The organism is Arenibacter sp. S6351L (assembly GCF_023016025.1).
GTDB lineage: Bacteria > Bacteroidota > Bacteroidia > Flavobacteriales > Flavobacteriaceae > Arenibacter > Arenibacter algicola_B.
The window spans coordinates 1-13451 of record NZ_JALKBB010000051.1 but is presented as its reverse complement, the minus strand read 5'-3'; the positions used below and the strand labels follow the sequence as shown (position 1 = coordinate 13451).

Annotated in this window: 10 protein-coding genes; 1 reads left to right on the top strand and 9 read right to left on the bottom strand. The window is 33.0% G+C overall.

What is annotated here, in order from left to right; genetic code table 11:
- Positions 1 to 165: 165 nt before the first annotated feature.
- The 8 genes from MWU82_RS23355 to MWU82_RS23320 form a co-directional block, all read right to left on the bottom strand.
- Positions 166 to 1071: a DUF5655 domain-containing protein gene (locus tag MWU82_RS23355; RefSeq protein WP_247098133.1), complete on the bottom strand. Its 906-nt coding sequence runs from the start codon at positions 1069 to 1071 to the stop codon at positions 166 to 168.
- Position 1072: 1 nt separating this feature from the next.
- On the bottom strand, positions 1073 to 2512 hold the full coding sequence (locus MWU82_RS23350) for an RNA-binding domain-containing protein (RefSeq protein ID WP_247098132.1): 1440 nt from the start codon (positions 2510 to 2512) through the stop codon (positions 1073 to 1075).
- Positions 2502 to 3131, bottom strand: coding sequence for a DUF4062 domain-containing protein (locus tag MWU82_RS23345; protein ID WP_247098131.1), 630 nt, complete (start codon positions 3129 to 3131; stop codon positions 2502 to 2504). Before MWU82_RS23345 ends, MWU82_RS23350 begins: the two co-directional genes overlap by 11 nt.
- Entirely contained in the window at positions 3124 to 4464 is a 1341-nt protein-coding gene (locus tag MWU82_RS23340; RefSeq protein ID WP_247098130.1) for a restriction endonuclease subunit S, read from the bottom strand. The genes MWU82_RS23345 and MWU82_RS23340 overlap by 8 nt, the downstream gene beginning before the upstream one ends.
- Entirely contained in the window at positions 4464 to 6089 is a 1626-nt protein-coding gene (locus tag MWU82_RS23335) for a class I SAM-dependent DNA methyltransferase (RefSeq protein WP_247098129.1), read from the bottom strand. The genes MWU82_RS23340 and MWU82_RS23335 overlap by 1 nt, the downstream gene beginning before the upstream one ends.
- Positions 6090 to 6107: 18 nt before the next feature.
- Positions 6108 to 9176: a type I restriction endonuclease gene (locus MWU82_RS23330; RefSeq protein WP_247098128.1), complete on the bottom strand. Its 3069-nt coding sequence runs from the start codon at positions 9174 to 9176 to the stop codon at positions 6108 to 6110.
- Between the two features lie 925 nt (positions 9177 to 10101).
- Positions 10102 to 10452 (bottom strand): hypothetical protein, encoded by a 351-nt coding sequence (locus tag MWU82_RS23325; protein ID WP_247098127.1) that lies wholly within the window; start codon positions 10450 to 10452, stop codon positions 10102 to 10104.
- 149 nt (positions 10453 to 10601) lie between these two features.
- The gene (locus MWU82_RS23320) at positions 10602 to 11474 is read right to left on the bottom strand and encodes a hypothetical protein (protein WP_247098126.1); all 873 of its coding nucleotides are present in this window, start codon (positions 11472 to 11474) and stop codon (positions 10602 to 10604) included.
- 128 nt (positions 11475 to 11602) lie between these two features.
- Between MWU82_RS23320 and MWU82_RS23315 the strand changes: the two genes are divergently transcribed.
- On the top strand, positions 11603 to 12019 hold the full coding sequence (locus tag MWU82_RS23315) for a helix-turn-helix transcriptional regulator (RefSeq protein ID WP_247098125.1): 417 nt from the start codon (positions 11603 to 11605) through the stop codon (positions 12017 to 12019).
- Positions 12020 to 12082: 63 nt separating this feature from the next.
- Here MWU82_RS23315 and MWU82_RS23310 read toward each other — a convergent pair whose 3' ends face one another.
- Entirely contained in the window at positions 12083 to 13315 is a 1233-nt protein-coding gene (locus MWU82_RS23310) for a site-specific integrase (RefSeq protein ID WP_247098124.1), read from the bottom strand.
- Positions 13316 to 13451 lie beyond the last annotated feature (136 nt).

Genomic DNA, 13451 nt, shown 5'->3' with positions numbered 1-13451 from the left:
AAAGACCGTTTCGGGGAAGAATTCTTCCCCGAAACGACCAATATTAAAGAAAAATTGTTGAATTTAGAGATGTCCTAAAAAGGGTAAGGCTACATTATAAAGGTACAAATAAAATGAATTAGCTTTACTATAATACTGATATTATGGGTTGTGAAGATATAATATTCATATAGCTTGTTTAATCAAACTCATTAAATATTCTAAATCATCTGTGTTTTTTATAACCAACTCATAATCGCCATTACCCCAATGACCTGTATTTGAAACATCACGCATCAACATTTTTGGGTCGTCTAATGTTCCTTTTGTTAGATTGATGAATAGTTTTAGACCTTTTTTGAGTACTACTATATCTGCTATGTTTTTGTTCTTTTTAAAAGCTATATATAGTTTTTTAGGTTCAATTTCAATGTCGTCTGAAAGATTTACAATAGCATCCCTAAAAGTCTCGTATAACTCTATTATATCATCTGATTTGTTAGCTGTATGGTCTTCTTCCGTATATACTTTTATTTCTCTTGTAACGGCATCTAATTCAGTATTGCTTGATGTAATTGGTTTAATACTTTCAGCCGATTTACTTTTCTTAATTTGATTAATACTAATTAAATTGTTTTCATATCGCTTAACTTCCCATAATTCAATCGCAATATCTTTAAAGTTTGTTGCTGTTTTCTGATTTTCTGTAAAACCAGTAGAAACAAATACAACACGTGTTTGACTCCAATCAACATCTGTACGCTGTAAGGATGATTTTAAGGTTTCATTATATTCAACAATAAAATCTGCTTTGTTTTCTAACATTAAGCTTAAATAAGTAAAGCCTTGATCTACAACACTTATATTTTTACTTCTTTTATATTCAATAATTATAAATGCTTTTGATTGTTTATCATAAGCTAATGTATCAATACGTTTATTTTTAATTGAAAATTCTGATTTTACTAATTGTAAATTCATTAATTCATTCAAGTTACTTTCAAAAAGTGTTTGTATTTCTCTTTCTAATTTAAATGGCTTCTCCTTTAGAATACTAATTGCAGCCTTTGATTTTAAGTTGTATAAGTTCATCTTAATTCTTTTTAATATCGTAGCCACCAGTTTTAGAAGAACCTACAAATTCAATAAAACCTTCATCTTTTAACTTTTTAAGATAACGTTCTGTAGTTGACAAACCTTTATCTATTATAGTTGCTATATCTTTAGTTTTTAAATTAGGTGTTGTTTCAATAATTTCATAAATACTAATAAGTTCATTTTTTACACCCTCACTTTCATCAATAAAAACAGCTTTTAGTTTATTTTTTACACCCTCATTTACACCCTCATTTACACCCTCACTATTTTTAAGTGTAGCTTTAAGTTCCGGAAAAACAACTGTAGTAATATTATTTTTTTGCTTCCAGGAAGGTGTTTTAAACTTATTCTTCTTACAATCATTAATCATTCTTAAAGTACCACTTCCAAGCATTTCAATATACTTTCTTATAAAGCAAATTTTAGCAATATCCGGATTACGAAGTATAGAATTATGTTCCTTTCTTAAGTCACTTAATGTAATACCATCAGGTAAACCACCATAATTAGCAATTTCCGTTCTATCAGAGAAAATAGAAATCTGTAAAAAACCATTAACAGAGTTATAATCTCTATGTACCATTGCATTTAACAGGCCTTCTCTTAAAGCTAATAAAGGGTAATTGAGTTTTTCTTTTCTTTCTACACCATCAACAATAATACTTTTACCAAAAGTGACATCCAAGAAACTTAATACTCCAGAAATATTGCTAAACACATTGCCATCAAAAATACGGTCGTTTAAAAATCTATCTCCTGTTGTATCTGATGGGTAAACCGTTATTCTAATTTTAGATTGAGGAATAAAACGAGTAGGGGATTTTGCAAATAAAACTATACAAGCATTTGTATAATGACCATTTTGCATTAAACCTGTTTGTATTAAAAAATCTTCTTCATCTTCAAAAGTCTTATCTGCTTTATAATTTTGATAGTAATCTATTGTTTTATCAATTTCTTGCTTATCTAAATCTTCTAAAGTTGCACCTAAAACAGCTCTTCTTTCCCAATGAAAATCTGCCGCTTTACGTTCGCTAATTAGTTCATTCAAAATATCTTGATTTGATAGTTTTGTTCTATCATTTTCACGAGTGAAAATCTGACCTTTATATTGATAAGGTTTATTAGCGCCTTCCCATACACTAATTAAAATAAGGTCTTTTCCTTTGTATCTAATAACTTGTGATGAAATAGGCGCATTAGGTTTAATACTATCTATTAATTGATGTTGTATTCTATTTCTTAATCTATTAGCATTTTCTACTCCAATAATTTCTTTATTATCACTTACTCCAATTAATATATCTCCACCTTGTGTATTTATAAAAGCAGTTATAGTTTTGGCAATAGATGTTATATGCGCAGCTGTTTTTAATTCTAAACGAACGCTTTCGTCTTTTTGCAACAAGTTGTTTATGATAAAATTATTCTCCATCGTTCACTTGTTTCTCATTTATTATGCTTTCCACAAAACTCTTATCAGAAAATTGAGTATTTATATATGTCATCATTTCATCTAAACGATAAAACTCTTGTGCCCAATTTCCATTTCTTAACGTTACAGGAATATGGTTCTCAATAACGTAATTATAGATGTCTATAGTTCTTTCATCAAAAAAATTGTTCTTGGCAACTCCAATACCTATTTCCTTATTTAAATCGTCGTCTTTTTCAATTAACTTATCCTCTTTTTTAAGTCTTAATTTCCCTAATAATAAGCGACCAAAGGTTACATCTCTATGCACTAAAAACCAATAAGGTTTTTTTAATTCTATAGCTTTTTTAATTTCTTCAAAAGTGATGTTTTTTTCGCCAATATTACCTGTACCATAGTAAGGTCTAATTATACCTAAAAACAAATCACACTCTTCAACAGCATTTAGACAATTCTCTAAATTAGACAATTTAGGATTTACTTTAATGCTACCAGTATGCGAGTTTAAAACGGTATAGCCTAACAACTGCAATTGTGCTGCAATTTGCGATAGCTGGTCTTCAAAACCATAAACTGTAGAGCCTACCATTATTTTTATGTCCATTTTGTTTTTAGCCATAATTCTCTTGTGGTTCTGCCGCTTGATCAATATGTTCTTTTGCTTCTTTAACCGTTACTTGACCATTCATTAGCATTGGTAATAACCAATCTCTTAATTCTGCCAACTTTTGGTTTTCTTGCAGGTTCTTTTGCTTTTTAGCGTGTAATGGTTTTACCTTTTGGTAGAACTTTTCTACGATGTTTTTTTGAGGGAAAACCGTTTTATAATTAGTTACAAAGCTCTCGAATAATAGGTTTTTAATACCACTTGTTTTACCTTCCCAACCAAATAATACTCCTGCATCATATATTCTATTCCATTGGTAGACGAAATTATATAAATAGGTTTCGTCTTTTAATGTTACTGCTTTACAGAAATTTGAACAGATTAATGGGTTATTAAAACGTTCTAAAGTTTCTTGTGTAATAAAAGCCATTCTACCTGTAGATTGTGTTGGGCTACCACCAGATATTTCAATTATTAAATCACCGTGTTCTAAAAGTTTATGGGTGTTTTTCTCTAAAATAAAACGTTCTGGCGCTTTTACTTCTCCATTACCATTTAAACCATTAATATCTGCACCACGAATACAAGACACTTTTTCTGTATAATTACCTTGTTTTGAATCTTTACCCCAATCACCACTTTTATCCCTTTCTATCCAATCTGCAATGGTTTTATCTTGCCAACCTAGTGGTATTTCACGTTTTAACTTTTCATTGAATACCATTTTACCACCTGATGATTTGTAAGGTTTACCATTTGCATCTGGAAAATCAAACTGTACAAACCAATACTCGTAAATGGTTTTGGCGAGTGCCTCTAACTCTTCATTAATTTTATTGTTGACTTCAATTTTGGCATCTAAATCCGATAAGACTTTAGCGATTTGATTTTGGATTGATAATTTTATATTTGGAATTTTAAAATCTTCAATTTGTGTTTTGCTAATATGTGGAACTGAAGAACCTGTTTGAATTCGTGACACATAATCCTCTAGTCTTGAATTATTAATGCAATAAAAAAGAAAAATTTGATTGTAATTTTTTTTTGCTCTTATACAGGCAACGCGTTGAGCTAATAATAATGGTAAATCAATCTTTCTTATTCTCGCTTTATTTTTACCAACTTTCGAACCGTCCATTCCAATAACAATATCATTTTCTTTTAGACTATAATATTCTGTCTTATCGAATGGTTCATCCCAACATTTTATAGAATCCCATCTTAATTTACCTTCAGTAATATTTTCTCCTCTAACTGTTCTAATACCTTCATTACCATAAAATTCACTTTTAAAAGGGAATCCTGTAATAACATTAGCGGCTGATTTCAGATCAACTAACTCCATTAAAGTGATAAATTTTTAAGATTATTCTGAATTTCCTTTTCCAACCTATCACTTTCAGCAAATAAAGAATCCAAATTATTTTCAAAGCTTTTGAGCTTCTTGTCAAATTCATCAGCAGTAATATCAATATATTCAATTTTTACTTCAAAATATTGACCTGCACTTAAAGAAAAGTTTTTAGCTTTTATTTCGTCATAGCTTACAACTACTGAAAAATCTTCTTCAGCCTTTTTGCTATTAAATGTATCAATAATATACTGTTCCTCCTTTGGGCTTAGCACCGTTTTTTGATTTTTACCTTCTTTAATTTTAGTACCTAAATTAGAAGCGTCAATTAATACTACATCATCAGTATTATTTTTATCTAAAAAGATTATAGAGACATTTGTACCCGTAGTTGCAAAAATATTTGAAGGCATAGATACGACACCTGCTAACATTTTACTTTTCACCATTTTTTCTCTAATCTTTTTATCGATACCAGATTGTGCAGTAATAAAACCTGTAGGCACAACAATAGCAGCCTTCCCTGTTTTGGTTAGACTAAACATAATATGTTGTAAAAACAAACTATAAATAGCCATTGATTCCTTTTTCTTTTTGGGAACAGTAGGAATGCCAGCAAAAAAACGTTCGTTATTTTCTTTACTATCTAAATCGTCTCTATACTCGCTAAAATCCAACTTAAAAGGCGGATTAGAAACGATATAATCGAACTTTTGTAATTGACCGTTTTCATCTTTATGATAGGGTGCTAAAATGGTATTACCACGCACTACGTTTTGTAATGAGTGTACTAAATTGTTTAGTATTAAATTTAGGCGTAATAGCTTCGATGATTTTTTAGATACATCTTGTGAGTAGATAGTACATTTATCTTCACCAATAGCGTGTGCCAAATTCATTAATAGCGTTCCTGAACCTGCGCTTGGGTCGTAACAGGTAACGTCTTGTATGTTATCTTCGGTTACCAAAATAGACGCCATAATTTTAGCGACTGCGTGGGGTGTGTAATACTCTGCATACGTACCACCGCTATCGTTATTATAATCTTTAATTAGGTATTCAAAAATAGTTGCGTAGAAGTCGTATTTTTCATTAAAAATATGCTCAAAGCTAAAATCAACTAACTGGTTAATAACTGCTTTAGCAAATGCGTTTCTATCGCCTTCGTCAATTTTTTCGCTAATTCTTTCAAACAAAGGTTCTTTTGAGCCACTTGTAGTTACTACCGAGAAAATATCATTGTTTTGAATGGCAATATCCATTAAGGTATCATCAAAAGTCAATGCGAAATCTGATTTGTTTTGGATGCCGAACAAATGCGATATAAAATGATGAGGCTTTAAAACTGCTGTATCTGCACTTAATTGTAAGGTTAGCATTTCGTATTCTTCCTCACTTAATTGCTCAATCGCTTTTTGCCAATTATCGGCTTTGGCCAATTCAGGATTTAGTTGTTTTACCTCGTAGGCAAACTTATCGTTTAAGAATTTGTATAAGAATGTTTGTGTAATGATAATGTATTCATCACCGCTATTGCCTAAACCATAATTAGAACAGATCCCTTTAAGACTGTCTATAAGGTTTTTTACTTGTGTTTGAAATTGTACTGTTGTCGTCATTTAATCAACTCTCTAATATTAGGCTGTACGCCCGTGAAATTCATTGGTATATTCTTGTACTACTAAATTGTTTATGAATTTAGAAGTCTCTGGGTTTAATTTAATTTTGTTTTGATTGACAAATTGATTGATTACCAATTTTATCATCATCTTATCTAAATAGCCCTCGTTTTGCAACAAACGACTATTTTGTATTACTTGAAGGTCTGCTTCATTTTTTACTGATTGTAAGGCTTCAAATAATAGACTTTCTCTTTGGGTTAAACCACCTTTTTCTACAATACGTTTGTGAATACGACAATATTTTGGGTCGTTATTGTATTTAGCTTGTAATAGTTTGTTTTGTCTGTTTAACTCTAATATTTTGGCGTGTATTTCTTTTAATGCGCCAATATTGGCTTTCATTTCGTCTTGGGTTACTTCGTTTAGTTTCTTCTTTTTAAACAAACGCTCCAGCTCTTCATATAGACTAATGAATTTAGGGTCTTTTTTATCGAAGTTATTAGATAATTCTTCTCGTGTTTTACGAAGTGTGTCCTTTAATTGGTCTGCTAAAACAAGTTCTTCCTCACCAACTTTATTGAACATAAAAATGACATCTTCTAAAGCTACATTAAGTAAGTTGGTAGTATCTACATCATTTTCTAATGCTTCTTTTTGATTGAGTAATTGTAAATGGTTGTTAGCCTCACGATATAGAACTGTTAGTTTTTTGAAGTCTATTTTATCCAATAACTCATAATGACCGAATAAGCGAATTAAATTATACAAACTCTTTGCATTACCTAACGCTTTCACTAATGCCAACATTTTTTTACGGTCTGATATTTCAGAGATTTGTTGCGAAAATATTTCAGCGTTAAGCGTATCAAAATGAAATAGAACTTCTTTAATATCGGCTATTTCCTCTTCAATTTCTTCTTTAGACAAGAATAGGTTTTTATAGCTTTCTAACTCATCACCATTTTCGGCTTGTAGTTCATTAAAATAATCTTCGTTGGTTCTTTTAAACTCGTCTGATATATCGGCAAAGTCTACTACATAACCATATCTATAATCTTTGTATGTTCTATTGACACGAGTTAAGGTTTGTAATAGATTGTGTTTTTTGATTAATCTACCTAAATACAATTTCTTTAAACGTTTGGCATCAAAGCCTGTCAATAACATATTGTAAACAAACAGAATATCTATTTTACCATCTTTAAAATCTTCAACCTCACTTTTTCGTTCATCCTTTGTACCTATGTCGTGAAGTATAAGCGTAGCAGTCTTTAATTTAAAACTATCTTTTTTCTTTTTGTTATAGGATTCGTTTTCTTCGGCTACTTGGTCTAAAACAGTATTTTCGTTGTCTGCATATTTTGAATTGAAAATATCGTATAGCATTTTTGCCTGGTCTGAACTATCGCAAACTACCATTGCGCCAACTGAATTGTCATCATAAGTTAAGCGGAAGTTTTCAAAATCCTCTACGATGTAATCAAGCATAGGTTCTGCAAATCTCCTGTCTGCAAATATTTTCTTTTTGGATATATCGCCTTGTAATACTTCAATTTCTTTTAACGCATTTTCAAGCACCATTTTATAATTAGAGGCTATTTCCTCTCTAATCAATTTAAGTGTATAACCATCTGCAATAGAGGCGTTGTAATAGTACTTGTGTATGTAATCGCCAAATAAAGATTTAGAATTATAATCGTTACCCAAAAGCGGTGTTCCGGTTAAACCAATCTTGATAGCACTTTTATCTGATTGCTCTAAATTGGCTAAAAAACTACCTTTAGGATTGTAACTTCTATGTACCTCATCTAAAAAGTAGATTCTTTGAATATTAATGTCGTAGTCTTGTTCGGTTACAATTTGAGCATCTTCAGAAAACTTTTGGATATTAACGACTGTAATTTCAGCATTACCTCTTTCATTGTGAAGTGCTGCTTTAGATTTAATATCTTTTACAAATTCATCCCTTGAATTAACCGTATGTACCGTTAAACCTCTACTTGCAAATTCTCTTTTAGATTGAATCAATAAGTCTAACCTATCTACGATAAAATAGAATTTAGGTATGATATTTTGTTTTTGAAAATAATCAGTCAAAAACTTAACGTTATAGTATGTTAAAGCTGTTTTTCCGCTTCCTTGCGTATGCCAAATAATACCTTTACGCGTATCTTCATTTAACTTGTTTTCTATTGCTTTGGTTGCAAATAGCTGAGGATAACGCATAATATGCTTTTGTATGCCTGTACTCTCACTTACATAGGCTATTGCATATTGCAATACAAAAGATAAGCGGTTTTTTGAAAATAAAGATGTTGATACTCGGTTAGTTGGTGAATTAGGATTTTTATTGGTTAAAAACTCTGGTGAGTGTTTGATAATAACCAAATTATTATCCTTTAGCACCTCATTTTCAATATTATCACTTTCAGGTAATAATAAGCTATCTAAATTGAAAGTTTCTTCTTCTCTGAAATAGTTAAATACTGGCTTATGGTAAGAGGGGGATGCATAAAAAACCCCTTGAACCGTATCAATATCATCACTATCGTATTCCATATTATTTGAGAATACCATTAGTTGCGTGATGTTTACAAAGCGTCTGAATTTTTTATTCTGGAAACGTTTGTTTATCCTGTTGCGTTCGGCTATAATACCTTCTTTATTATTTGGCTTTTTGACTTCAATGAACACTAAAGGCAAACCATTGACTAAAAGAATAATATCTGGTCTAAATTCTTCATCACCATTTTTATAGGTCAGTTCAGTAACTACATTAAATGTGTTGTTTTCAAAATTATCGAAGTCAATAATTTTATTTCCTGTTTTTTGAATTAACCTATCATAAAAGCCTTTTCCTAAATCTTCGTTGTCTAAAAGTAATGATACATCACTTAATAAACGTTTAGCTTCGTCTTCTTCTAAATCGTGATTTATTTTCTGTATGCTCTTTATAAAAACATCTGTAAAGATGTTTGTTTCTTCATTCCAAACCGCATTTTTAAGTGATAAGTATTTATAACCTAATCGAGTAAGGTGTAGTATAGATGGTATTTTGACCCTTGAATCTTCGTTGAATTTCATTTACTTTTTTACGGTTAGTTATTCTCAAAGTAGAACCATAAAAATATAAATCTTTTTGTGCTAATTAGGATTATTCCCGGGTTATTTTCTAAATCCAGTGAGTTATTGGAATTGAAGTCCGGAACCATACATAAACAGCAGCTGTATGTTTACTTCTAGCGGTCCATAATGTTAAACCACATTACTAAAACATTTACACCTCCATAGTTATCTGAGTGGGCAATAAAAGTGTAATGAATCGCAATTCGAGGGAGCAAAGAATTATTAAAAAGAATAGCCCAAGTTTTTAATTACTACAAAGTCAAATAAAAAATGCCTAATAAAATAAAATCAATAAAGGTACAGTTAACAATTATTGAGAGTATATACCCCCGATATTAAGTTACCAATTAAAAGTGCTTTATATCATAAAACATTCTCTATGAAAAGTGTGTTTGCTAAACTAAGGGGTAAAGCAAGAGGGTAACACGCTAAAGCGGTGTTACTGCATAAATTGCACTGGTTATCAAGTATTTAATCCGAAAAAGTCTAGGTTGATAATAGATTTTTACGGCAAAAGCTTCCGAAAGCCCCATTTTTAGGCAAATTTTTACGGCAAATAGAGAATTCAAGATGTGTTTTTGTTGCCACAAAAACGATCTTGCTTTGCGCCCGTTGGTTGCAAAGATGTCTTTTTTTTAATGTATAAACTTTAACCTATTTGAAATATTAGTGAACAGCTACCCGTTTACAAACGTTTATTATCGGATATTATCTTAATAAAGGCATTGGCATTGTGCTCCAAAACATAAGCACAATGCGCCCTAATTCGATTTTATTTACGCTTATCCGCCCGAACACTATAAAATCGAATCAGGATCCATGCGCAGTTAAGTTATGGTAAGATTTGGGAATGAATTAGTCTAACGATCCAATTTCCAACTCTTTAATCAGCAGAAAGATTTTGTATGTCCGTAACAACAAGTTTTTCAATTGCATCGTAGCTCGCCAATTGCTCTTCTGGCAACAAGCTATCGACAAGTTCCAAAACTGTGGCGACGGATAATTTTTTGGAACAATGGGAATATCTTGGCGAACTAAATCCGTTTTCGTTTTCAAGAGCCAAAATGCAGACCTTCAAAAGACATGAGATGATATAACGTAGATGGTCATTATCGCTCACTTCAAGACTAACCTCTTTGAAATGGATTCCTCTCCTCATCTTGTCGCTTTCTCCATTTCGCGGGCGTAATATCCCTTTTACGGCTTCCAATACTTCCTTATACCTATTGTCCATTAGTCCCTTTATTATGTTATCAATATTTAAATTTCAAATTAGCCAAGGATACCATAAGACCCCAAAATCCTGTAATCTTCCAAATTCTGCTTTTCTTTTTCCTTTTTCATGGCAATTTGTATTTACAGATATTATTCACCCCTCAACCATCAAGATTGTGTACAATGGAGTCTTTTAAGAGATTTAAGTTGCCGACTTCCCAATAGAATCGATTCGTTGTGGAACCTTTCGCACAACTTATAAGCTTTATCTACATCGCCTTGGGCTATTACTGTACAACTCCTAGTACGCATCTGTCGGTTTCCCATACATAGTAATCTAAAAATTCGTTTTGTTTCGAACTGTCGTTGTGAAAATATCCTCTGGGGCAACTCTGAAATCACTCCACAAAAATGAAGTAAATGGTCCATTGGGTAATAAACCGGGCTGAATTCCCAGAAAAGATATACTATCCCTAGAAACATCTGCTCCAAAGCATAATGAAGTAAACCTAATTGGGCGGACGGATCTACGTTCATATCTATTCCATCATTGCCTACAGTAGTCAGTAGGTAACCGGCACGCCTGTTCCTTCTTTTCCATTCGGCCTTGATATCCGTGTACATGCTTTTATGGAGTATCGGACTAAATTTGCTGTAAAGGGACAGCGATTCATCGACCTTATAAATACATGGGGCATGGTTCAATATTCTCGTCAAAAAATTGTTGCCCTCGTCCACTCTATCAATTACATCTTCAATAATAAAAGTTATAGGGTAAACCTTGCATTTATAGTGCATCTTCTCCAAAAGTACTTCCGTTACTTGAGTTGTGTTCAACAAAAAGGATCTTAAGGACACCAGAACTAAGGTATAAACAGCAAAGCCCTCAGAACTCGTTCTCAGGGGTGGCGTAAATGCAGTTGTTTCTTTAACTGTTTCCGTCAACGCCAATACATAGATAGAATGGATGGGCAGGATAGATTTAATCGAATCCACAAGTTCTCCAATATAGGGAAACTGTGTAAAGCTATTTGATTCCATGATTTTACTATTTTCATATAAACTAAGCACAGATTCATCATGTAGCCCACCAAATGAACTTGTAAAATACCAAGTAAAAATTGTATTTTACGGATTACAAATTGAAGGAAAAATAATATATTTGAATTATGGAGACTATAACTAAACCTAACCATATTGGCAAAAAGATCAGCCGCATTAGAGAGCTAAGAGGCATGAAACAGGAAGCATTGGCCATGGAGCTTGGAATTAGCCAACAATCTGTATCCAATTTGGAACAGAGTGAATCAATCGAGAAAGAAAAACTAGAACAAGTGGCCAAGGCCTTGGGTGTATCTAGTGAAGCTATTGAAAACTATAGCGACGAAGCAGTTTTTAATAATATTCAAAATAACTATGATGGATCGGTCATAAATGCGGGGCCTGCTGTAAATCATTTGTGCAATTTTCACCCACTAGACAAACTAATTGAAGCCTTTCAAGAAAAAGAAAAACTCTATGAACGGCTTCTACAAGCTGAAAAAGAAAAGGTTGCCTATTTGGAACAGCTTCTAAAGACTAAATAAAGGCCTGGTATATTTATAATATTCAAAAAGGGAACTGTGGTCAATTGTTCCCTTTTTATCTTCCTAAGCACTTTGGCTCTCCCTTTCCTTAAACCTCTTCAATAGATTACCAATATCCTCGCTTATCTTGGTTTCCACTACCCTTGCATATATCTGGGTGGTGGACAATTTGGTATGGCCTAAAAGTTTTGAGACCGTTTCAATGGGTACCCCGTTGGACAACATGACGGTCGTGGCAAAGGTATGCCTGGCCACATGGAAGGTAATGTTCTTATGAACCCCGCACGACCCCGCTATTTCCTTGAGATACGTATTCACCTTCTGGTTGGAACAAATGGGCAGCAATCCGTTATGGGTAGGATAATCCCTGTACTTCTCCAAAATCTCCCAGGCTTGGGGAAGAATAGGAATTTTGACCAGCTCGTCCGTTTTTTCCCGTTGGGCATAAATCCAGTTCCGGTCATCTATCCCCTTGGTGATATTATCCCAAGTAAGTTCCTTTACATCCACATAGGAAAGTCCGGTATAACAGGAAAACACAAAACAGTCCTTTACATGTTGCAATCTGTCCTGTTTGAATTCCGTTTCCTCTATAAGCCCTAATTCCCTTTGTGTCAGGAACACTCGATCGAATTTGTTGAACTTCAATTGGAACCTATCAAAGGGGCTTTTATTTACCCATTCCAGTTTCACGGCAAGGTTGACCATCTTCTTGAACCTTTCCAAATGTTTCATAACACCATTATTGTTAAGGCACAGCTGATTCTTTTTGTCCTTGCACCTCCGTAAATAATGTTCCAGATCCAATATAAAACGATAATTCAGCTGCTTTAGATGGATATCCTCCTGTTTGAATTTGTTCTTTAAAAATTGTTTAAGATATTTTTCCGTGGTATAATAGTTCTTCATGGTACCGGGCTTGAGGACATGGACCATGTTCCCGTTGTGGTATTCGATAAGGTCCATCAAGGTCCTGCTAACCTCATCTTCCCCAAGGAAACGTGTTTTAATGGCATTGGAGGACACGATCTTGTCTTCTTGGACAAGTTGGGCGTGGCACTGTAGAAGTTTCGCCTGTACCTGGTCCAAATAGGCGTTCAGGTTCCGGATCTCCTCCGACCTGCCTTTGCCCCTGCCCTTGATGCAGTCCCATTGGCTCGCATCGATCTTTCGCTTTAAACTGATCTCCGCACGTTTGCCCAAAATGGTGATACGGACATAAATGGATAGGAGGTTGGCAACGCTCCTTGATTTTCTTGTAAAAAAGATTACCGTAAAGGTCTGGTTTGTTTTCATTTGAAACGGCTTTAGTTAGACAATGATCACTAAGGAAAAAAGGGATCAAGAACAAAACTTGGGTCTGAAGTGAATAATTTATTTCTTTGCACTTTAAATTACATTGATGAATAAAGGCACTGAGTTATCCTTGTTA